The 20,769-nt window shown below is 59.4% G+C and carries 18 protein-coding genes and 3 pseudogenes; 3 read left to right on the top strand and 18 right to left on the bottom strand.

Annotation, left to right across the window (positions count from 1 at the left end; all coding sequences use genetic code 11):
* Positions 1-182: 182 nt before the first annotated feature.
* From ccoP (M0746_RS15810) to ccoN (M0746_RS15775), 8 genes are all read right to left on the bottom strand, one after another.
* Positions 183-1,166: a cytochrome-c oxidase, cbb3-type subunit III gene (ccoP, locus tag M0746_RS15810; protein WP_101157381.1), complete on the bottom strand. Its 984-nt coding sequence runs from the start codon at positions 1,164-1,166 to the stop codon at positions 183-185.
* Positions 1,163-1,348, bottom strand: a complete 186-nt coding sequence (locus M0746_RS15805) for a CcoQ/FixQ family Cbb3-type cytochrome c oxidase assembly chaperone (protein ID WP_003175465.1) — start codon at positions 1,346-1,348, stop codon at positions 1,163-1,165. Before M0746_RS15805 ends, ccoP (M0746_RS15810) begins: the two co-directional genes overlap by 4 nt.
* Positions 1,349-1,353: 5 nt before the next feature.
* Positions 1,354-1,962, bottom strand: coding sequence for a cytochrome-c oxidase, cbb3-type subunit II (gene ccoO, locus M0746_RS15800; RefSeq protein ID WP_007917161.1), 609 nt, complete (start codon positions 1,960-1,962; stop codon positions 1,354-1,356).
* Entirely contained in the window at positions 1,962-3,404 is a 1,443-nt protein-coding gene (gene ccoN / locus M0746_RS15795; RefSeq protein WP_024012334.1) for a cytochrome-c oxidase, cbb3-type subunit I, read from the bottom strand. The genes ccoO (M0746_RS15800) and ccoN (M0746_RS15795) overlap by 1 nt, the downstream gene beginning before the upstream one ends.
* 499 nt (positions 3,405-3,903) lie before the next feature.
* Positions 3,904-4,860 (bottom strand): cytochrome-c oxidase, cbb3-type subunit III, encoded by a 957-nt coding sequence (ccoP, locus tag M0746_RS15790; protein WP_258449853.1) that lies wholly within the window; start codon positions 4,858-4,860, stop codon positions 3,904-3,906.
* Positions 4,857-5,054 carry a cbb3-type cytochrome oxidase subunit 3 gene (locus M0746_RS15785; RefSeq protein ID WP_258449852.1) on the bottom strand — a complete coding sequence of 66 codons (198 nt, stop codon included), beginning with the start codon at positions 5,052-5,054 and terminating at the stop codon, positions 4,857-4,859. Before M0746_RS15785 ends, ccoP (M0746_RS15790) begins: the two co-directional genes overlap by 4 nt.
* A gap of 3 nt (positions 5,055-5,057) precedes the next feature.
* Entirely contained in the window at positions 5,058-5,666 is a 609-nt protein-coding gene (ccoO, locus tag M0746_RS15780; protein WP_090282591.1) for a cytochrome-c oxidase, cbb3-type subunit II, read from the bottom strand.
* A 10-nt stretch (positions 5,667-5,676) separates the two neighbouring features.
* The gene (gene ccoN, locus M0746_RS15775) at positions 5,677-7,101 is read right to left on the bottom strand and encodes a cytochrome-c oxidase, cbb3-type subunit I (RefSeq protein ID WP_090282592.1); all 1,425 of its coding nucleotides are present in this window, start codon (positions 7,099-7,101) and stop codon (positions 5,677-5,679) included.
* A gap of 92 nt (positions 7,102-7,193) precedes the next feature.
* Between ccoN (M0746_RS15775) and M0746_RS15770 the strand changes: the two genes are divergently transcribed.
* On the top strand, positions 7,194-7,874 hold the full coding sequence (locus M0746_RS15770) for an alpha/beta family hydrolase (protein ID WP_258449851.1): 681 nt from the start codon (positions 7,194-7,196) through the stop codon (positions 7,872-7,874).
* 1,115 nt (positions 7,875-8,989) lie between these two features.
* A pseudogene (locus M0746_RS15765) lies at positions 8,990-9,354 on the top strand (DUF6124 family protein).
* 194 nt (positions 9,355-9,548) lie between these two features.
* On the opposite strand, the gene M0746_RS15760 reads toward M0746_RS15765, so the two are convergent.
* The 6 genes from M0746_RS15760 to inhA all read right to left on the bottom strand — a co-directional run bounded on the left by M0746_RS15760 (position 9,549) and on the right by inhA (position 15,382).
* Positions 9,549-10,058 (bottom strand): hypothetical protein, encoded by a 510-nt coding sequence (locus M0746_RS15760; protein WP_258449850.1) that lies wholly within the window; start codon positions 10,056-10,058, stop codon positions 9,549-9,551.
* Between the two features lie 133 nt (positions 10,059-10,191).
* A complete protein-coding gene (locus M0746_RS15755) occupies positions 10,192-10,662 on the bottom strand; it encodes a hypothetical protein (protein WP_258449849.1) in 471 nt (156 codons plus the stop codon).
* Between the two features lie 430 nt (positions 10,663-11,092).
* A complete protein-coding gene (locus tag M0746_RS15750; protein WP_258449848.1) occupies positions 11,093-11,512 on the bottom strand; it encodes a type II toxin-antitoxin system YafO family toxin in 420 nt (139 codons plus the stop codon).
* Positions 11,513-12,011: 499 nt separating this feature from the next.
* Positions 12,012-13,577 (bottom strand): methyl-accepting chemotaxis protein, encoded by a 1,566-nt coding sequence (locus M0746_RS15745; RefSeq protein WP_090282598.1) that lies wholly within the window; start codon positions 13,575-13,577, stop codon positions 12,012-12,014.
* A 101-nt stretch (positions 13,578-13,678) separates the two neighbouring features.
* Entirely contained in the window at positions 13,679-14,470 is a 792-nt protein-coding gene (locus M0746_RS15740) for a CPBP family intramembrane glutamic endopeptidase (RefSeq protein ID WP_258449847.1), read from the bottom strand.
* Positions 14,471-14,695: 225 nt separating this feature from the next.
* A complete protein-coding gene (gene inhA, locus M0746_RS15735; RefSeq protein ID WP_258449846.1) occupies positions 14,696-15,382 on the bottom strand; it encodes an isonitrile hydratase in 687 nt (228 codons plus the stop codon).
* Positions 15,383-15,472: 90 nt separating this feature from the next.
* Here inhA and M0746_RS15730 point away from each other — a divergent pair, with 90 nt between their 5' ends.
* Positions 15,473-16,456: a GlxA family transcriptional regulator gene (locus tag M0746_RS15730; RefSeq protein WP_258449845.1), complete on the top strand. Its 984-nt coding sequence runs from the start codon at positions 15,473-15,475 to the stop codon at positions 16,454-16,456.
* On the opposite strand, the gene M0746_RS15725 is transcribed toward M0746_RS15730, so the two are convergent.
* From M0746_RS15725 to M0746_RS15710, 4 genes and pseudogenes are all read right to left on the bottom strand, one after another.
* Positions 16,425-17,312 (bottom strand): alpha/beta fold hydrolase, encoded by an 888-nt coding sequence (locus M0746_RS15725; protein WP_258449844.1) that lies wholly within the window; start codon positions 17,310-17,312, stop codon positions 16,425-16,427. The genes M0746_RS15730 and M0746_RS15725 overlap by 32 nt on opposite strands.
* A gap of 88 nt (positions 17,313-17,400) precedes the next feature.
* The gene (locus tag M0746_RS15720) at positions 17,401-17,790 is read right to left on the bottom strand and encodes a hypothetical protein (RefSeq protein ID WP_258449843.1); all 390 of its coding nucleotides are present in this window, start codon (positions 17,788-17,790) and stop codon (positions 17,401-17,403) included.
* Positions 17,791-18,099: 309 nt separating this feature from the next.
* Positions 18,100-19,925 (bottom strand): annotated as a pseudogene (locus tag M0746_RS15715) (glycoside hydrolase family 15 protein).
* Positions 19,918-20,717: pseudogene (locus tag M0746_RS15710) on the bottom strand (SDR family oxidoreductase). The pseudogenes M0746_RS15715 and M0746_RS15710 overlap by 8 nt, the downstream one beginning before the upstream one ends.
* Positions 20,718-20,769 lie beyond the last annotated feature (52 nt).

Below are 20,769 nucleotides of genomic sequence, written 5' to 3'. Positions count from 1 at the left end.
TGTTTTCTGACATGCGGACCTCTTCCTTGAAGATTCTCCCGGTGCGGCTCACCGGGGTTAAAAAAATTACAGCGCACCGCAGCAGGGGTCTATCAACAAAACGTCTCAAAGCGTAAATGCCAGCATGAAAAAAGGCCCCGCCAATCGAAATTGGCGGGGCCTTTGTGTTTGAAGCGTTGGCCTTACTCGGCGTTCGCCTCGGGTGCTTTTTCACCGTGGGACAAGCTATAAACATACGCCGCCAGCAGGTGCACCTTGTCGTTGCCCTGCAGTTGTTCCTGCGCCGGCATCTGGCCCTGGCGGCCGTAACGGATGGTCTGCTGCAGTTGCGCGAAGCTCGAGCCGTAGATGAATGCGCCCGGATGGGTCAGGTCAGGCGCGCCCATGGCCGGGGTGCCTTTACCTGCAGGACCGTGGCAGGCCACGCAGTTGGCCGCGAACAGTTTCTGCCCGTTGGCCGGATCGGCCTTGGTGCCTTCCGGCAGTTTGCGCCCGTCGAGGTTGGTCACGACAAACGCCGCCACGTCGGCCACGCCTTGCTCGCCGATGACTTCCGCCCACGCCGGCATCACCGCGTGGCGACCGCCCATGATGGTGGTCTTGATGGTTTCTGGCTCGCCGCCCCAGCGCCAGTCGGCGTCGGTCAGGTTAGGGAAGCCATAGGCACCCTTGGCGTCGGAGCCGTGGCACACCGAGCAGTTGGAGGCAAACAGGCGACCGCCCATTTTCAATGCTTGCGGGTCCTTGGCGACTTCTTCGATCGGCATCGCTGCGAACTTGGCGAAGATCGGACCGAAGCGGGCGTCCGAACGGGCCATTTCCTTTTCCCATTCGTGCACGCCGGTCCAGCCGGTCTGGCCGTTGGCGAACGCGGTCTGCTTTTCGTTATCCAGATAGTTGTAGCCCGGCAGCAGACCTTTCCAGTTGCCCAGACCCGGATACAGCACCAGGTAGCCCAAGGCGAAAATGATGGTGCCGACGAACAGCATGAACCACCATTTCGGCAGCGGGTTGTCGTACTCCTCGATCCCGTCGAAGGAGTGGCCGACCGTCTCGTCCGTCTGTTCGCTGCGCTGGCCCTTGCGGGTCGACAGCAACAGCCAGGTCAGGGCGAAGATCGTACCGAGACTGAGGACTGTGACGTACAGACTCCAGAATGTAGTCATTCTTTGTTACTCCTAGAAGCTTGCTCGACGTGCTTGATGGCTTCGGGATCATCCGCAAAAGGCAGCAAGGTCGCGTCTTCAAACTCCGACTTGCGCTTGGGGCTGAACACCCACAATGCCAGACCGATAAAGGCCACCATCACGACAACGGTGCCCAGGCCGCGAATCATCCCGATATCCATCAGATTCACCGTTTGCTTTTGATGATGGTGCCCAGGCCTTGCAGATAGGCCACCAGCGCGTCCATTTCGGTTTTGCCCTTCACGGCATCCTGTGCACCGGCGATGTCTTCGTCGGTGTAAGGAACGCCGAGGGTGCGCAACACTTCCATTTTCTTCGCGGTTTCCTTGCCGTCGAGCTTGTTTTCCACGAGGAACGGGTAAGCCGGCATTTTCGACTCGGGCACCACGTTGCGCGGGTTGTACAAGTGCGCACGTTGCCAGTCATCGGAGTAACGACCGCCGACACGGGCCAGGTCCGGACCGGTACGTTTGGAACCCCACAGGAACGGGTGGTCCCAGACGCTTTCACCGGCAACCGAATAGTGCCCGTAGCGTTCGGTTTCAGCGCGGAACGGGCGGATCATCTGCGAGTGGCAGCCGACACAACCGTTGGCGATGTAGACGTCGCGGCCTTCCAGTTCCAGCGCCGAGCGTGGCTTCATGCCCTCGACCGGCTTGTTGGTAACGTCCTGGAAGAACAGCGGAACAATTTGAGTCAAGCCACCGACGCTGACGGCGATGACCATGAAGAAGGCCAGCAGGCCAATATTCTTCTCGACAGCTTCATGCTTCATCAGTGAGCTCCAACGACGGCAATCTTGGCGGCGGCTTCGGCTTCAACCGGGTCCGACGCACGGACGGTGCGGTACACGTTGTACGCCATCAGCAACATGCCGCTGGCAAAGAACGCCCCGCCCAGCGCACGGACGATGAAGCCCGGGTGGCTGGCCTGCAGCGCTTCGACGAACGAGTAGGTGAGGGTGCCGTCATCATTGATTGCACGCCACATCAGGCCCTGGGTGATGCCGTTGACCCACATCGAAGCGATGTACAGCACGGTGCCAATAGTGGCGAGCCAGAAGTGCGCGTTGATCAGGCCGGTGCTGTGCATCTGCGCACGGCCGAACAGCTTCGGAATCATGTGGTAGATCGCGCCGATCGAAATCATGGCTACCCAGCCGAGAGCACCGGCGTGTACGTGGCCGATGGTCCAGTCGGTGTAGTGCGAGAGCGAGTTGACGGTCTTGATCGCCATCATCGGCCCTTCGAAGGTCGACATGCCGTAGAACGCCAGCGAGACCACGAGGAAACGCAGGATCGGGTCGGTGCGCAACTTATGCCAGGCGCCCGAGAGGGTCATCATGCCGTTGATCATGCCGCCCCAGCTCGGCGCCAGCAGGATGATCGACATTGCCATGCCCAGCGACTGCGCCCAGTCCGGCAGGGCGGTGTAGTGCAGGTGGTGGGGGCCGGCCCAGATGTACAGGGTGATCAGCGCCCAGAAGTGCACGATCGACAGGCGATAGGAGTAGATCGGGCGTTCGGCCTGTTTCGGCACGAAGTAGTACATCATCCCGAGAAAACCGGTGGTCAGGAAAAAGCCCACGGCGTTGTGGCCGTACCACCACTGGATCATTGCATCGGTGGCGCCCGAGTAGGCCGAATACGACTTGAACAGGCTGACCGGCAGCGACATGTGGTTGACGATGTGCAGCATCGCGGTCACGACAATGAACGCGCCGTAGAACCAGTTACCGACATAGATGTGCTTGGTTTTGCGTTTGGTGATGGTGCCGAAGAACACCAGACCGTAGGTGACCCAGACAATCGCCAGCAGAATCGCGATCGGCCATTCCAGCTCGGCGTATTCCTTGGTGGTGGTGTAACCCAGCGGCAAGGTGATGATGGCGCCGACGATCACCGCTTGCCAGCCCCAGAAGGTGAAGGCCGCGAGGCTGTCGGAAATCAGTCGCGTCTGGCAGGTTCGCTGCACGACATAGTAGGAAGTGGCGAACAGTGCACAACCACCGAAGGCGAAAATCACTAGGTTTGTGTGCAACGGGCGCAAGCGTCCAAAGCTCGTCCACGGCAGACCGAAGTTCAGTTCCGGCCAGACCAGTTGCGAGGCGATGAAGACACCGAGCCCCATGCCAAGGATCCCCCAGACCACCGTCATGATGGCGAACTGGCGGACTACCTTATAGTTATAAGCAGTCGGACTGATTGCTGTGCTCATTCTAAGGTTCCACGGTTTGGGTATTTTTATAGGGATAAAATCGGCCGCAAGTATGTATAAAGCAGGGGGTCATTGCAACGCGCCATGACCTGAGTCAATGCTTTCCAACGCTGATTCTGCGGCCTTTCCATGTGCCGCGTAAGGTCAAAAATGGCCTCTGACAAAATGTCGCAGTGGACGAAAAATCTGCGTGGTCCGGATCGCTGCCGACGGCGTCTGTTCCTGCGTCGTATTCGGGACGATGAAGGGCTATCGGCGCAACAGCCGGTATCCATTGGCGTTGGCGGCGAATCCGTCTGCCGGTTCATCGAACGCATCGCGCAAAATCGATCTGCGACCGCAACGAGCCGGTCCGCTTCGATGAAGCGTAGACCCGAATCCGGGGTTCCGAAAGGAGAGGGTGTGAGGGGTGCGACAAAAAGAAGCAGCTACGAGCTGCAAGCTGCAAGCGACAAGTGGGTACAAGTCGCCTGCAGATTTGTATACAGGGATGTCGCTTTTACTTGGAGCTTTCAGCTTGAAGCTTGTCGCTCAATTGCTCATTATTTCTAGAAAGGCTGTACACATAAGCGGCAAGCAATTGTACTTTATCGTTGCCCAGCAGCTCGTTCTGCGCTGGCATGTGTCCTTGTCGACCGTGGCGAATGGTCTGTTCCAATTGGGTCAGACTGGTGCCATAGATGAAGCCGGCCGGGTGCGTCAGGTTCGGCGCGCCCATCGCCGCAGTGCCTTGGCCGGTGGCGCCATGGCAGGCGACGCAAGTCGTGCTGAATGCCTGCTGCCCGGCCTGCAGATCCGCCTTGCTGTCGGCGGGTAGCGGCAGGCCGGCCAGTTCGTGGCGCACGTAGGCTGCAACGTTTTTCACTCCGGCCTCACCGAGTACTTCGCCCCAGGCTGGCATCGCTGCCATCCGCCCACCCATGATGGTGGTCTTGATGGTTTCGGCGTCGCCGCCCCAGCGCCAGTCGCTGTCGGCGAGGTTAGGGAAGCCGAACGCGCCTTTGGCATCCGAGCCGTGGCACACCGAGCAGTTGGAGGCGAACAGACGGCCGCCCATTTTCAGCGCCTGTGGATCCTTGGCCACTTCTTCCAGCGGCATCGCCGCGAACCTGGCGAAGATCGGCCCGAAGCGAGCGTCGGCCTTGTTCATTTCCTTTTCCCACTCGTGCGCGCCGGTCCAGCCATCCTCGTAACCGGGCAGGATGCCTTTCCAGTTACCCAGTCCCGGATACAGGATCAGATAGCCCACAGCAAACACCAGCGTGCCGGCGAACAGCATGAACCACCACTGCGGCAGCGGGTTGTCGTACTCCTCGATGCCGTCGAAGCTGTGGCCCATGGTCTGGTCGACGCTGCCTTTGGTCTCGCCCCGGCGGGTGCCGATCAGCAGCCAGGTCAGGCCGATCAGGCTGCCAATGGTCAGCACGCAGATCCACGTACTCCAGAAGGTGGTCATGGCCGGGTACTCCTTGTTTCAGGGGCTGAAGGTGTTTCGGGTAGTGGTTCGTCGGCGAACGGCAGCAAGCGTGCTTCGGCAAACTCCGGCGTGCGCTTGCGGTTGAATACCCACAATGTCAGGCCAACGAAGGCGACGAACACCACGACCGTGCCGAGGCCGCGTATCAGGCCAGTGCTCATTTCAATGACCATGGCTCACCTCTTGCTCTTGATCGCAGTGCCGAGCACTTGCAGGTAGGCGACGAGGGCGTCCATTTCGGTTTTGCCCTTGAGGCTGGCGACCGCGCCACTGATGTCGTCGTCGGTGTACGGCACGCCGAGGGTGCGCATGGTTTTCAGCTTGGTTTCGGTGTGGCTGCTGTCGACCGCTTGCGTGACCAGCCACGGGTAGGCTGGCATCTTCGACTCCGGCACAACGTTGCGTGGGTTGTACAAATGCGCGCGGTGCCAGTCATCCGAGTAGCGCGCGCCGACCCGCGCCAGGTCCGGCCCGGTACGTTTCGAACCCCACAGGAACGGGTGATCCCAGACGCTCTCACCGGCCACAGAGTAGTGCCCATAGCGCTCGGTTTCGGCGCGGAACGGGCGGATCATCTGCGAATGGCAACCGACGCAGCCTTCGCGGATATAGATGTCGCGGCCTTCCAGTTGCAGCGCGGTGTAGGGTTTCATGCCTTCCACCGGTTTGTTGGTGACGTCCTGGAAGAACAGCGGGACGATCTGGGTCAGGCCGCCGATGCTCACGGCGAACACCATCAGCAGCATCAAAAGGCCGACGTTCTTTTCAATGGTTTCGTGTTTCATGGCGGACTCCTCAGGCCATCTGCGCGGCAGCGACGACGTCGGCAGGCTGCGAGGCCCGCACGGTGCGCCAGGTGTTGTAAGCCATCAGCAACATGCCGCTCAGGAAAATCGCCCCGCCGATCAGGCGCACGACAAAGCCCGGATGGCTGGCCACCAGGGTTTCGACGAAGGAATAGGTCAGCGTGCCGTCCTCGTTCACTGCGCGCCACATCAGGCCCTGGGCGATGCCGTTGACCCACATCGACGCGATGTAAAGCACGGTGCCGATGGTCGCGAGCCAGAAGTGCGCGTTGATCAAACCGATGCTATGCATCTGCGCCTTGCCGAAGATTTTCGGGATCATGTGGTACAGCGCGCCGATCGAGATCATCGCCACCCAGCCGAGCGCGCCGGCGTGAACGTGGCCGATGGTCCAGTCGGTGTAGTGGGAGAGGGCGTTGACAGTCTTGATGGCCATCATCGGCCCTTCGAAGGTCGACATGCCGTAGAACGCCAGCGACACCACGAGGAAGCGCAGGATCGGATCGCTGCGCAATTTATGCCAGGCACCCGACAGGGTCATCATGCCGTTGATCATGCCGCCCCAGCTCGGCGCCAGCAGAATCAGCGACATCACCATGCCCAGCGACTGCGCCCAGTCCGGCAGCGCGGTGTAGTGCAAGTGGTGCGGGCCGGCCCAGATGTACAGGGTGATCAACGCCCAGAAGTGCACGATCGACAGGCGATACGAATACACCGGGCGCTCGGCCTGTTTCGGTACGAAGTAATACATCATGCCGAGGAAGCCTGCGGTGAGGAAAAAGCCCACGGCGTTGTGGCCGTACCACCACTGCACCATCGCGTCGGTTGCACCGGCGTACAGCGAATAGGACTTGGTGAAACTTACCGGCAGCTCAAGATTGTTGACGATGTGCAGAATCGCCACGGTGATGATGAAACCGCCGAAGAACCAGTTACCGACATAGATGTGCCTGGTCTTGCGCTGCATGATCGTGCCGAAGAACACGATTGCGTAGGCGACCCAGACGATGGTGATCAGGATGTCGATCGGCCATTCCAGCTCGGCGTATTCCTTGGAACTGGTGTAACCCAGCGGCAGGCTGATGGCCGCCAGCAGGATCACCAGTTGCCAGCCCCAGAAACAGAACGCGGCGATTTTCGGTGCAAACAGTTGCGTCTGGCAGGTGCGTTGCACCGAGTAGAACGAACTGGCGAACAGCGCGCAGCCACCGAAGGCGAAGATCACCGCGTTGGTGTGCAGCGGGCGCAGGCGGCCGAAACTGGTCCAGGGCAAATCGAAGTTGAGTTGCGGCCAGACCAATTGCGCCGCGAGAAAAACCCCGAGGCCCATGCCGACGATGCCCCACACCACCGTCATAATGGCGAATTGGCGGACCACCTTGTAGTTGTAGGCGGTACTGATAGAAGTGTTCATGGTTCCCCATCCACGGTTCAGCCGAAGTGAGCGCGCGCAAACCGCGCGAATCCTTCGCCTGGAGTTATAGGCAGACTAAAAGCGAGGCAAGCATGGACAAACAGCACAAGGCCAGTATTGACGGGGATCAATGGGCGCAGTGTGTGCGTGATCATGGGTGGCTTTGGGATGCCGCTGTTGGTGAGGCTTCGGCGACTCTGATCCTTGCTCACGGTGCTGGTGCGCCGATGGATAGCGACTGGATGAACGACATGGCTGGGCGCCTTGCCGGGCTTGGGGTCAATGTGTTGCGGTTTGAGTTTCCGTATATGGCGCAGGGGCGGGTGGATGGGGTTAAACGTCCGCCGAATCCGGCGCCGAAACTTTTGCAATGCTGGCGGGAGGTGTTTGCGCTTGTGCGGCGTCATGTCGCTGGGGTTTTGGCGGTTGGCGGGAAATCGATGGGCGGGCGGATGGCCAGTTTGCTCGCGGATGAGTTGGGGGTGGATGCGCTGGTGTGTCTGGGGTATCCGTTTTATGCGGTGGGGAAGCCGGAGAAGCCGCGGGTTGAGCATTTGGCTTCGCTGCGCACGCGGACGCTGATTGTGCAAGGTGAGCGGGATGCTCTCGGCAATCGTGAGGCGGTTGAAGCGTATTCGTTGTCGGCGAGTATTTCTGTGGTCTGGATGGTGGCTGGGGATCATGATTTGAAGCCGCTCAAGGCTTCCGGGTTTACGCATTCGGGTCATTTGGCGGGTGCTGCGCAGAAGGTGGCTGAATTTCTCCGCAACTGAATTTGAGCCGGGTCGGGATTTTGCGTTGCATGAAGATCTGCCCCCTTTCCCCCTCGCCCCCTTGGAGGGAGAGGGTTGGAGTGAGGGGGGCGCTTTTGATCTTGGCTCTTGAGGGCATATCCGTTGCTGCGGTAACGGCCGCTTACGGTTTCGCCTGACGGCGACTCACTTTTTTACAAACGCCTAAAAAAAGTAAGCAAAAAAACGCTTGCTCCTACGTTCGGCCCTCGCAGGCTCGGGTCCCTTCGCTCCGGGATCGATCCGGGCGCAGCGGCTACGGTTTGCTTCGCTGCACCTCCTTCCGCTGTGTACGACTGCGTCGTACGGTCGCTGCGCTCCCACGCCCGGATCAATCCCTCCACTCAGCCTTCCGACGTCGCCGATGAGTCAAGATCAAAAGCACTCGAGCTAACGCTCATTGTTGAGTGGTGCGGCTTCGCCGCGGGCAGCTGCGCTGCTTTGCTTTTGTGAGCGAGCTTGCTCGCGAAGGCGGTCTGACAGCCGACCTGTTTCTTACGGATGTACCCAATCCAACTGTAGGAGTGAGCCTGCTCGCGATGACGCCCTGACAACCGACGATTATCTACCGGCTGGACTCAATCCCTGTGGGAGCTGGCTTGCCAGCGATGGCGACCTCCGAGCCGACCAATCCCCCACTGATGTACCCGGTCCAAATGTGGGAGCGAGCCTGCTCGCGAAAGCTCTCGTTCAAACGACATCAAACCAACCAGCCTGTCAGAGGTGATCCCAGCACTTAAACATCATCGGATGGCCGCGTTTAAACTACACGAGCCGTTACTCCATAACGGCTACAACTCCTTGCGCCATTACCTACGCCTACGCCAGAATCCGCCGGCTTACACGGCTATGGGGCGGGCTATATCGTTTGCCGGTCACTGCAAATTAGTGATCGGGTTTGGTAGCCCGCTTCGGTACGGTCGTATAGCGTCACCTTATGCAGCTTTTTTGGCCGCGTTTTATATGGTGGACATGCGTGGGGCTCATTCGTGAGCGCCGGGTTCTGTATCGACCGGTCTACCAACCCGCGCATGGCCGCCACCCGCCGTTTGGTAGCGAGGGTGATGGCTCCTATGTCTCGATACGGAGCTTTATCTATGTTCAAAATCACACCCAACCCACCCGTCACCGACCAAATCCCCACGACCCGGCGCTGACCCCGCAAAAGGTCAAAGAAGCCACCGACCGCGCGCTCGATTACTATCTCAAGCCCGAAGACCTGGCGGCCGCGCCAACCTCGCCAAAAAATCGCCCGGTCTATCTCGTCGACCCGACGCTGGATGACGAAACCCTGCTGGTGGAGGCGAGCGCGTCGCTTTCATATGCTCATGCCATGGCCGGCAACATCGCCCACTCCATAGGCGGCCCGGAGCGTAAACCGCTGCTGGCGCTGCAACAGGTGATCATGCTGAACGAGCTGTTGGTCAATCGACTGTTGGATAAGCTGAAGTTGCCTGACTAATCGTCAGTTTCGGCGATGTACAGTTCAGCGGCGCAAAGAGCCCGGAAGCTTCCGCTGTCCGGGCTTCATCAAATAACCGGCGTCGACGAGCGATCGTCGACGCGATCTGCCGTGGTTGCAGGCATTGCCGACTTTGCTGAATGAAATTGCCGCGAGTAAAGAAGGCGTTTTTTGAGGGAGGAGCCCCTGCGCGATTATCTTGGTGTGGATGAATGATAGTCATGACCCTTGTGGGGTGCGTTTCGTGTCAGTTTGAAGTTTCCATGCGGATTTAAACGATAACGACCGGACAGGAATTTCGCGCTGAATTCGCCGGTGACGGTACCCACTTTACGATCCAGTCTGATGGTAAGTTCCGCATCGTCGGCATCGACAGATGTGAATCCCGTGTATCCCGGTGGCGCCGGGATTGAATGAAGATGGCTACAGTGCATACCTAGGCCATCATTCAGTTTGTAGGTGTACTCCATCAAGTCTTGGTCGCGGTAAGGCACGCTTAACTGAAAAGCAAACCAGTTCCCTTTCTCAGCGCTCCCGGTCGAACCGGCAAAGACCCAGTGTTCTTCACCCGTGGGTGGAAAGATATCGTGGAAAAACGAGCAGTTTTGAGCGTTGATTAACTCTGATCCGTAATTCCAATGAAAGTCATCGGTAGTGTGCTTAATATTCTTTTTATTCGGAATAAAAATTGTCTTATTGCTCATGATGGAACCCTCCTTCGTATTCGTCCAAGTGTGTGATCCTGCGGGATTCCACAGTTTGAGCGAGCCTGCTGGCGAAAGCGTTGCACTGTTATGGAGTGAGCTATCTTTTTAGTCGAGGCGCTAACGTAGCAGATTACAAATCATCTCTGAGCAAGTTGAAAGTTCCTTCCGGCTGGGGGCGGTAACCATGACTTTTGAATGTTGCTTCGAATTTACCTACAGCAGTCCCCTTGGTGGGATGGAGGTCGATACTGAGTGTGGCTTCATCAGCATCCACATAAGTAATTCCATAATATCCAGACGGTCCAGGCGATGAGTGACCATGCTTGAACGTTAGCCCATCTTTTAGCGTATAGGTTTTATTGAACGGAGCGTCATTGGTGTAGGGGATCGAGAAAAGGTAGAGGAAGAGGTTTTCGCCCTCCAGCGTTCCCGTCGACCCTGATATTGACCAGCTTTTTTCGCCGGTCGGAATAAAATGGTGTAGATAAAAGACAGTACTTGTGGCTATCGTTTCATCACCGGTATCAAATTGCCAGGCAAGGACGTTTTCCTGTTTCTGAATGAAATCTTTTTTCGGGATGAAAATAGCTTGTGCGGACATCTTTAGCTCCTTGTTCATATCGTGAGAATCATCGCCAGTTGTCTGTTTTGACAATCTATAGATATGCCCATGAAAGTTGACTGTCTACTGTCAAACCTGACAGTAGACAGTCGCGATGTTTTGTGGGCTCCGTAAATATTCTCGATTATCCAGCGCAAATCTTTTAGAGAAGTTAGTACGAGTTTCACATACCTGGGGCGGGTGAATGCTGCGCAATGGTGGCTGAGCTCTTCATACGCAGCCTCGACTCAAACCGAACCGCTGTTTGGGTAATTTCCATGACGCAACAAAAAACCCGGAAGCTCACGCCGTCCGGGTTTTTTGATTCCAGCCTACCAATCAGCGGTTAAACCGCTCCACCAAGGAGTACTAACCTGTGGCGATCACGCCGTCAGAGCTGTAAATCTCGCTTGCTTTCGGCATTGACCGCTTACAGATTATCCACATCAGGAAAAATAACCCTGCCCAGTGTCCAAGGCTCAACGATATCGCAATGCACGCTGCGCAAAAAAGATCCCCACTCTTTTCGGTTATGCGCATCCGGGCCGGTGATTGTCAGTAGTAAATACTCATCGCGAAAGGCGTCATACGCATAGATCAACCAAAAGTCATTGTCAGCATCGTCACGCAATGCTGTCCGGTAATACTGACGATTGATTTTTGCCCATCGAGCCTGCTGTGCCTGTGTACTGGCAAGATGAATATGATGCATGTCGCTCAGATCGAGACGCTCATCGCGCCCGAAAATGGCAGGCAATTCATCGCAGAGTTTGTAGTTGTAGAAGTGTGCAGCGAAGTTTTGCCAGTTATTGATTCGTTCAAAAAGTGCAGAAATTTTGATGGCTGGCATCCAGGCCTACTTTGTAATAGGTAGCCTGCCAGTGATCACAAATTTATCGAACACTTTCTGCCCATCACGCGCGGCTTGCCGAACATCAAGGAATGTCAGTTCTTCACGGACTGCCTTTTTGCTGGGTTTGTCGGTTTTTCGAGTGGTGGCCATCGGAGCCTCCGAAGGATGTGTATTCATGCTGACCAGCTTATGTGAATAAGTTTTGACCGGCAAACGATAGAACCTTGCCTCAACGAGCACCAGTCGGCGCATTCTGGGCGAGTTGTAGGCAGTGTCGGCATTGCTTGAGTGAGATCGTCGTCGGCAGAGAAGGCCTCTTCGCGAGCAGGCTCGCTCCTACAAGGGATCGTGACCGGGTACATAAACCTGTGATCACCGCAGATCCAATGTAGGCCTTCGCCTGTTCGCGATGACGATCTGCCGGCGACCAAAAATCCCAGATCAAAAAAAACCCGGAAGCTCACGCCGTCCGGGTTTTTTGATTCCAGCCTACCCATCAGCGGTTAAACCGCTCCACCAACGAGTACTGCGTATTCGCCGTCTTCGTCAGCTCTTCACTCAGCAACGCCGAGTTATGCGCTTGTTCCGAGGTCTGGTCCGCCAGTTCCGAGATGTTGCTGATGTTGCGGCTGATCTCTTCAGCCACCGCACTTTGCTCTTCGGTTGCCGCAGCGATCTGCGTGGTCATGTCGGTGATGTTGGCCACTGCTTCGCTGATGCCGACCAGTGCCTGATCCGCTTCCAGCACCCGCGCCACGCCTTCTTCGGCCTGGCGGTGCCCGGCTTCCATGGTTTGTACGGCGCTGGAGGCGGTCTGCTGCAGCTTAGCGATCAGCGCATGAATCTGCCCGGTGGATTCGCTGGTGCGTTGCGCCAGTTGACGGACTTCGTCAGCCACTACGGCAAAACCACGACCCATCTCGCCGGCACGCGCCGCTTCAATGGCGGCGTTGAGGGCGAGCAGGTTGGTCTGGTCGGCGATGCCTTTGATCACGTCGACCACGCCGCCGATTTCGTCGCTGTCTTTGGCCAGTTGCGTCACGGTCAGGCCGGTTTCGCCGACGACCACCGACAGGCGCTGGATGGCTTCGCGGGTTTCGCCGGCGATGTCGCGGCCGCGGCCGGTGAGGCGGTTGGCTTCCTGGGTGGCGTCAGCGGTGCGTTGTACGTGGCTGGCGACTTCCTGGGTGGTGGCGGCCATTTGGTTGACGGCGGTGGCGACCTGTTCGGTTTCCACACGCTGGCGTTCCAGACCGGTCGAGCTGTTGTGCGCCAGGGCGTCGGACTGCTTGGCCTGGTCGGTCAAGTGTTCGGCGGTGTCCTGCAGACGGGTCAGGCAGGTTTTCAGGCGCGCTTCCTGGCTGAGGATCGACATTTCCAGACGCGCCTGCGCACCGCGACTGTCGGTGTACATCTGCGCGATCAGCGGGTCGGAAGTGGTCTGCTCGGCCAGGCGCAGCAGGCGCTTGAGCCCGCGTTGCTGCCATTGCAGGCCCATCAGGCCCAGCGGCACCGACAGCGCGGCGGCGAGGGCGAAGCCCCACTGTGAGGTCAGGGTCGCGCCGATCATGAAGCTCAACTGGCTGACCAGAATGAACGGCAGCCAGTCCTGCAGGATCGGCAGCCATTTATCGGTGGATGGAATGGCCGACTTGCCCTGGTTGATGCGTTGGTAGAGCGCTTCGGCACGGCGGATCTGTTCGGCGGTGGGCTTGACGCGCACCGACTCGTAACCGATCACCTGGCTGCCATCAAACACCGGTGTGACGTAGGCATTCACCCAATAATGGTCACCGGATTTGCAGCGATTCTTGACAATGCCCATCCATGGCAAGCCTTGTTTCAGTGTGCCCCACATGTGCGAAAACACCGCCGACGGCACGTCAGGGTGACGGACCAGATTGTGCGGTGCACGGATCAGCTCCTCACGCGAAAACCCGCTGATCTCGACGAAAGCGTCGTTGCAGTAGGTGATCACGCCCTTGGCGTCGGTTGTGGAAATCAACCGTTGCTGTGCCGGAAAAGTCCGTTCGCGTTGTGTGATGGGCTGGTTATTACGCATGTTGTTCAATCCGCAAGGCTTTGAAAGGTTGTCGGCGCTGACAGGTTTTTATTGAAGTTTTTTTTCAGATTTAAGTACGCCGTCGCAAAACGGCGCTTGCGTCAACTGGCCAGCATCGGATAGGTGAACAGGCCGAAGTGCAGCAGGTTCAGGCCGAAATGCGTGGCGATCGCCGCGCCAAGACCGCCGAAACGGTAGGCCAGACCATAGCCGACCCCCGCCAGCCCTGCCAGTAACACCCAGGTCCAGCCGGCACCGACATGCGCCAGGCCAAACAGCAGCGAGGCCAGCAGCAGCGCGAGGTTTTCGCCGTAAGGCAGGTGTTGCAAGCGACGGCTGAGGCCGCCCTGTATATAGCCGCGAAACAACGCTTCCTCGACCAGCGTCACCAGCAACAGATTGTTCAGCACCCACAGCCAGGCTTGATCCGGCCACTTCGGTGCCCAGGCGATGATGCCGAGCAACAGCGCGCCTCCGAGGGCAAGAACGGCGCAGAGCGTCAGTGCGAGGGCTGTGGCGTACACGCTAAGGCGCAATGAACGGCGACCGACAATCCATGGGCATACCAGCAATAGCCAGAAGCCCGCCAGCGGTTTGTCCAGATTCAGGTACATCGAGAAGGGCACGGCGTTGTCGGTGAAACGCTGGGGGTCAATGACCCGTCCGTTGGCGAAGCCCGGTAGCCAGTGCAGCGCCAGCGCGAGGGCCAATACGATAAACAAGCCATGGCCAAGAAAACGTGCGACCGGTACCTGTTGCTGGCGAACCGCGAACCCGGCGAATACCAGCAGCGCCACTGAGATCAGTGCCAGCCAGCCGAGCTGACCGTGGCTCAGTGCCCATCCATAACCGAGGCTGAGTAGCGCAAGATAGAGCCATGGCAGAGCCTTCATCGAAAAATCCTTGTGCGAGTTTTGTCGAAGGGCTTTCTACACGGGCGGGGGAGGGGACAAGTGAAGGTGTGGCCGTAAAACGGGACAGATAGCAAACCTGAGCATGGCCGGATTCCCTGTGGGAGCTGGCTTGCCAGCGATTAAGCCGTCCAGCCGACATTTCATCGACTGGACCATTGCTATCGCTGGCAAGCCAGCTCCCACAGGTTTTGTATCCAACGGAATCTAGCGCATGTTGAGCCTGGCCGCGGCGCGCTCGGTAATCTCCGTACGCAACTTCAACGAAGGCGCGGCGCGCAGGCGGGCTTCATCGACAACTGCACTCGGCGCACTGTCCGGGCTGCCCGCGTTGAACGGTGGCGCCGGCGCATATTCCAGCTGCAACTGCACCAGTTGCGCGGTATCCGCACCCACCAGTTCCGCCGCCAGTACCAAGGCAAAATCGATCCCGGCGGTAATCCCGCCACCGGTAAACAGATTGCCGTCGCGCACCACCCGATCCTTCACCGCAATCGCGCCCAGCGTCGGCAGCAGATCGTGATACGCCCAGTGGGTGGTCGCACGTTTGCCTTGCAGCAGACCCGCCGCGCCGAGCACCAGCGAACCGGTGCAAACGGAGGTCACGTAACGCGCCTGCGCTGCCTGGCGTTTGATGAAATTCAGGGTTTGCTCATCTTCCATCAGCGGCCCGACGCCGCCACCGCCGGGCACGCAGATCACATCCAGATCCGGGCAGTCCTCGAACGTGGTGGTCGGTTTCAGCAGCAGGCCGGTGCTGGCGGTGACCGGCATCAAATCCTTCCAGACCAGATGCACCTGCACCCCCGGCAGCGAGGCGAGTACGTCATAAGGGCCAGTCAGGTCGAGTTGCTGAACCTGGGGAAACAACAGAAAACCGATCTGCAAAGTCATCGTGCTTACTCTCATGATAGGGCTGGACGGCTTCACTGTAGGCGCGTAGGTTCTGGCGCATACGCCAATCACCCCACGAATTACGCCAATATGCCTAAAGCCATTCATGTTCTCGCGTTTGCCAACATGCAGATCCTCGACGTCACCGGGCCGTTGCAGGTGTTCGCCTCGGCGAACGATCTGGCTCGCCAGCGCGGGATGCCGGTGCCCTATGCGCCAACGGTGATTGCCAGCGGCGGCGGGGCGGTGATGTCGTCGGCGGGTTTGGCGGTGTTGGCCGAACCCTTGCCGAGCGAGCCCAGCGATACTTTGATCATTGCCGGAGGCTGGGGCATTTATCCCGCCGCTGAAGATCTGCAGCTGGTCGATTGGGTGCGCCAGCACGGTAATCATTGCCGGCGCGTGGCCTCGGTGTGCACCGGCGCGTTTCTCCTCGCTGCCAGCGGCTGGCTCGATGGCCGCCGCGTGGTAACCCACTGGACGCGCTGCGAGCAACTGGCGCAGCAGCACCCGAATCTGCACGTCGAAGCCAACCCGATCTTCATCAATGACGGCCCGGTCTGGACCTCGGCGGGCGTCACCGCCGGCATCGACCTGGCCTTGGCGATGGTCGAAGAAGACCTTGGCCGAGACATCGCCCTCGATGTCGCACGGCATTTGGTGGTGTTCCTCAAGCGTCCCGGCGGTCAATCACAATTCAGCGTGACGCTGTCGTTGCAAAATCAGGGCAACCGTTTCGACGAACTGCACGCCTGGATCGCCGAAAACCTGACCTGCGACCTCGGCATCCCGACCCTCGCCGAACAGGCCGGCATGAGCGAACGCAGCTTCGTGCGCCACTACCGCGCCGACACTGGCCAGACCCCGGCCCGCGCCATCGAACTGATCCGCGTCGAAACCGCGCGACGGCTGCTCAGCGACAGCGCTTTGCCGGTGAAACGCATCGCCGCCCATTGCGGATTTGGCAGTGAGGAGACGCTACGGCGCAGTTTCCTGCGCGCCATCGGGGTGACGCCGCAGGCTTATCGCGAGCGGTTTTCGCTCAGCGCTGCAGCAGATCCAGCAATGCCTTGAGGATTTGCTGCGGCGCTTCCTCGGGAATGTTGTGGCCGACCCCGGCCAAAATCCGCCGCTCATAAAAGCCGCTGAAATGTTCGGCATCCGCATCAATAACCGCAGGCGGGCCAACGCCATCGTCGGCGCCGCACAGCGAAATGGTCGGAATGCTGATCATCGGTTGTTTCGCAAGCGCCTCTTCCATCCACTCCAGTGCCGGATCGCCCGAAGCGTAGCCGAAGCGATGCCGGTAGGAATGAATCGCCACGTCGACAAAATCAGGATTATCAAAAGCCGTCGCGGTCAGCGGGTAGCGCTCCTCCCTTCTCGACCACGTCGGCGACCACAGCCGCCAGAGCAACTGGCACAACTGCCGACGGTTTTGCCTCAGCCCCTCGGCGCCACGCGGCGTGTGGAAGTAGTACTGATACCAGAGCCGATGCTCGTCTTCGGGATCCAGCGGCTGATTCGAATGGGCGATGTCCTGCACGAGGTAGCCGTCGCCACTGACCAATCCGCGCACCCGTGCTGGATAGAGCGCCGCGACAATGCACGCCGCCCGACCGCCCCAGTCATAACCGCCAAGCGTTGCCTGATCGATGCCCAGCGCGTCCATCAGATCGAGCAAGTCCTGCGCGATCGCGGCTTGCTGGCCTGAGCGCAGCGTCTGCTCACTGTTGAAGCGGGTCGGCCCATAGCCGCGCAAGTACGGCACGATCACGCGGTAGCCGTGTGCGGCAAGCGCCGGGGCGACGTCGTCGAAGGCGCGCGGCGAATAGGGAAAGCCGTGGAGCAGAATCACTGCGGCGCCGTTTTCCGGGCCATGCTGTTCGTAGGCGATGGTCAGGGTTGGGGTAAGCACGGTCTCGATCATGATTAACCACTCCGTTTGAATCGCATTCAAGAGCTCTGGACTCGCGATCAGACAGCCCGGCTCAACTCAACCGACGAGACGCCAGGCGCTAAGCCTCGACTTCCGCCACCTGATTGAAATACTTCGCCCGCTCCGGCGTGAACGTCACCTTCATTTTCGTTCGCGAGCACGTCAGCGAGCGCTCGACGCTCAAATCAATGTCCAGATCCTCGCCGCGCAGCCCTTGCCACTGCGCCAGATATTTCAGCGAGCCGTATTTTTCGTTTTTCTTCAGGCTGCGACTGACGCCACCCTTCCAGCCGAGGACCGGCAGTTCACCGGCCACGCAGCGTTGAGCCAGTTCGGGAAAGCGTGCGGCGCGCTGGCGGCCGACTTCCCAGCATTTGATCAGGCCCTGGTCAGAGTCTTCCCAGAGCTGGCCGCGGGTCAGACCGGTGCGAAGAGGGGAGTCGATGCTGCGCTGGATGTGTCGGGACATTCTGCTTCCTTGAATTCGGGTTTTGTTGGACAGCTCCGCTGTGCCCGTTGCGCTGGATGTTAGGGGCGGATGTGACGGCTGGCAACAAGGTATTTCGGGGTGTAAGTGCAAGTTACCGAGGCAGCTTTGCCAGCGATTTGTCGGGTTTCATACGCCGTGGTTTTACACAAACTGTCGCTGGAAGTAACCGCTGCGGGCGGCAGCGGTGACTGGGGGCGCTTGCATATGTTGATCGAGTGTAGGACGGACTTCGACAAAACGCGTTTAACCTGCGATTCGTCTGACGGACTCTGGCGAATAATCGGCGGGTTACGGCTGCCAGCTGCTCTTTTCTCCGCTCAGTTTGCGATCGAGAAAGCTCGCTGCGCTGATCAACGCCAGGTGGGTCAGCGCTTGCGGTGTGTTGCCCAAATGTCGGCCGTGGCTGTCGAATTCTTCGGCGTAGAGGCCCAGCGGGTTGGCGTAACGCAACAGTTGTTCGAACTCCAGATGGGCTTTTTCCACCTGACCGGCGCGGGCCAGGCATTCGACGTACCAGAACGAGCACGCCGCGAACGCGCCTTCGGTGCCGGTCAAACCATCGATGTTGTCGTCGTCGTTGCGATAGCGATAGACCATGCCGTCGCGCACCAGGCTCTTCTCGATCGCTTCAAGGGTCGACAACCAGCGCGGGTCTTTGGCGCTGACAAACCGCACCAGCGGCATCAGCAGCATCGAGCCGTCGAGCGCGGTGCCGCCCTTGTACTGCACGAAATGCCCGCGTTCGTCGTCCCAGAAGTTGTCCCAGATGTCGGCGTAGATCGCTTGCCGGGTCTGATCCCATTGAGTGAAAGGCGCGGGCAGCGAGCGTTTCGACGCCAGGCGGATGGCCCGGTCCAGGGCAACCCAGCACATCAGCCGCGAGTGCAGAAAATGATGCTGCTCACCGCGCATTTCCCAGATGCCGACGTCTTTGGTCTGCCAGGTCTCACAGACCTGACCGACCACTTCGCAGACGTGTTTCCAGCCTTCGTGGGAAATCGCATCGCCGTATTTGTTGACCAGATACACGGCGTCCATCAGCTCGCCAAAGATGTCGAGCTGGATCTGATCGTAAGCCTGATTGCCGATCCGCACCGGCTGTGCACCGCCGTGTCCGGAAAGGTGCGAGAGTTCGGTCTCGGGTAACTCCTGTTGGCCGTCGATGGCGTAGAGGATGTTCAGCTTCATCGGCTTGCCGCAGCAATCGCTGACGCGTCCGCGCAGCCATTGCATGTAGTGGTTGGCTTCGTCGACAAAGCCCAGACGCATGAACGCGTACACGGTGAACGAGGCGTCGCGGATCCACGTATAGCGGTAGTCCCAGTTGCGCTCGCCGCCGCGTGATTCCGGCAGGCCGAACGTCGCGGCGGCGAGGATCGCGCCGTGGCGACGGGAAGTCAGCAGCTTGAGTGCGAGGGCCGAGCGGTTGACCATTTCGCGCCAGCGCCCGCGGTAGTTGGACTGGCCGATCCAGCCGCGCCAGAACTGCAAGGTGCGCTGCACACACAACTGCGCCGCGCCCTCCTGAAAGCGCGGATCGTCCTCGGCGCCGAGAATGAATTCGGCACTTTGCTGGTGGGTCAGGGTGAAGGTGGCGACCGCCGCATCTGTGTCGACGCTCAGTGACTGATCGGCGGCCAGGCGCAGTGACGGCTGCCCCTCGGCGCTGAACACCACGGTTTGCCCGTCCATGTGCGCACGGGTGTCGGCGCGGGCATAGTCGTGGCGCACGGCGCAGCGCATATGAAACGTGGCCTCACCGCTGACCACCCGCACCCGGCGCAGCAATACGGACAAGTCGTCCGGGTTGTCGGCCACCGGCAGCAGGTCGGTGATTTCCACCACGGCGCGTTCGCTCAGCCAGCGGGTTTGCAGGACGTTGGTGTCGGGCAGGTAAATCTGCTCACGGCGAGCGTCCGGCAGGTCCGGCGCGAGCTGGAAGATGCCGGCGTCGGGCGTGCCGAGCAATGAACAGAAAATCGACGGGCTGTCGAACTCCGGCCAGCAAAAAAATCCACGCTGCCGCGGTCGTTGATCAGCGCCGCGCTGCGCATGTCGCCGATGATGCCGTGGGCATCGATGGCGCTTTGTCGTTCCAGAGGATGCTCAGCCATTGCCGCGAAACTCCGGATAGAGGCTCATGCCGCCGTCGATGAACAGGGTGGTGCCAACGATGTAATCGGAGGCATCCGAGGCGAGAAACACCACGGCGTTGGCGACATCTTCGACATCGCCAATCCGGCCGTAGGGGATCAGTTCAAGAAGTTTGTCTGCAGCGTCGTCAGCGGTGGCTTTGGCGTTGATCGCCGTGCGAATCGCTCCCGGCGCGATGCCGTTGATACGAATGCGCTGATGGCTGACTTCTTGGGCGAGGGTCTGCATCAACTGGTCGACACCCCCTTGGAGGCGGCGTAATTGACGTGTCCGGCCCAGGGAATGCGCTGATGCACCGAACTCATGTGAATGATCTTGCCGGCGGCGCGTGACACGCCTTCGCGAATGCCCTGGCGATTGAAAATCCGCAGGGCGGCGCGGGCACAGAGGAACTGGCCGGTGAGGTTGACGCCGATCACCGTGTTCCAGTCATCCAGAGTCATGTCTACCGCTGGCGCATCCTTTTGCAGCCCGGAATTGGCCAGCAGAATGTCCAGCGTACCGAAGGCGTCGAGGGTTTCGCTGAACAGCCGTTCGACCTCATCCTCCTTCGACACATCGGCGCCGATGGCCAGCGCCTGGCCGCCGTCGGCGATGATCTGCCGGGCGAGTTTTTCAGCGGGTTCGGCGTTGCTGTTGTAGTTGATGACCACCGCGGCGCCGGCTGCGGCGAGGGCTTTGGCACAGGCGTGGCCGATGCCGGAGCTGGCACCGGTGACAATCGCGACTTGTCGGGCGAGGGAAATCTGCATGGAACGTTGCGCCTTGAGTGAGGGCTTACCTAGCTGACTGGTGGTGTGGCGC

The sequence above is a fragment of the Pseudomonas sp. S11P7 genome (assembly GCF_023195435.1).
Classification (GTDB): domain Bacteria; phylum Pseudomonadota; class Gammaproteobacteria; order Pseudomonadales; family Pseudomonadaceae; genus Aquipseudomonas; species Aquipseudomonas fluorescens_G.
This window is presented reverse-complemented; position numbering and strand designations above follow the sequence as displayed.

Excerpts from the sequence above, each read along its gene's own strand:
- ccoP (WP_101157381.1), bottom strand. The coding sequence starts at position 1,166 with ATGACTACATTCTGGAGTCTGTACGTCACAGTCCTCAGTCTCGGTACG.
- M0746_RS15805 (WP_003175465.1), bottom strand. The coding sequence starts at position 1,348 with ATGGATATCGGGATGATTCGCGGCCTGGGCACCGTTGTCGTGATGGTG.
- ccoO (WP_007917161.1), bottom strand. The coding sequence starts at position 1,962 with ATGAAGCATGAAGCTGTCGAGAAGAATATTGGCCTGCTGGCCTTCTTC.
- ccoN (WP_024012334.1), bottom strand. The coding sequence starts at position 3,404 with ATGAGCACAGCAATCAGTCCGACTGCTTATAACTATAAGGTAGTCCGC.
- ccoP (WP_258449853.1), bottom strand. The coding sequence starts at position 4,860 with ATGACCACCTTCTGGAGTACGTGGATCTGCGTGCTGACCATTGGCAGC.
- M0746_RS15785 (WP_258449852.1), bottom strand. The coding sequence starts at position 5,054 with ATGGTCATTGAAATGAGCACTGGCCTGATACGCGGCCTCGGCACGGTC.
- ccoO (WP_090282591.1), bottom strand. The coding sequence starts at position 5,666 with ATGAAACACGAAACCATTGAAAAGAACGTCGGCCTTTTGATGCTGCTG.
- ccoN (WP_090282592.1), bottom strand. The coding sequence starts at position 7,101 with ATGAACACTTCTATCAGTACCGCCTACAACTACAAGGTGGTCCGCCAA.
- M0746_RS15770 (WP_258449851.1), top strand. The coding sequence starts at position 7,194 with ATGGACAAACAGCACAAGGCCAGTATTGACGGGGATCAATGGGCGCAG.
- M0746_RS15760 (WP_258449850.1), bottom strand. The coding sequence starts at position 10,058 with ATGAGCAATAAGACAATTTTTATTCCGAATAAAAAGAATATTAAGCAC.
- M0746_RS15755 (WP_258449849.1), bottom strand. The coding sequence starts at position 10,662 with ATGTCCGCACAAGCTATTTTCATCCCGAAAAAAGATTTCATTCAGAAA.
- M0746_RS15750 (WP_258449848.1), bottom strand. The coding sequence starts at position 11,512 with ATGCCAGCCATCAAAATTTCTGCACTTTTTGAACGAATCAATAACTGG.
- M0746_RS15745 (WP_090282598.1), bottom strand. The coding sequence starts at position 13,577 with ATGCGTAATAACCAGCCCATCACACAACGCGAACGGACTTTTCCGGCA.
- M0746_RS15740 (WP_258449847.1), bottom strand. The coding sequence starts at position 14,470 with ATGAAGGCTCTGCCATGGCTCTATCTTGCGCTACTCAGCCTCGGTTAT.
- inhA (WP_258449846.1), bottom strand. The coding sequence starts at position 15,382 with ATGACTTTGCAGATCGGTTTTCTGTTGTTTCCCCAGGTTCAGCAACTC.
- M0746_RS15730 (WP_258449845.1), top strand. The coding sequence starts at position 15,473 with ATGCCTAAAGCCATTCATGTTCTCGCGTTTGCCAACATGCAGATCCTC.
- M0746_RS15725 (WP_258449844.1), bottom strand. The coding sequence starts at position 17,312 with ATGATCGAGACCGTGCTTACCCCAACCCTGACCATCGCCTACGAACAG.
- M0746_RS15720 (WP_258449843.1), bottom strand. The coding sequence starts at position 17,790 with ATGTCCCGACACATCCAGCGCAGCATCGACTCCCCTCTTCGCACCGGT.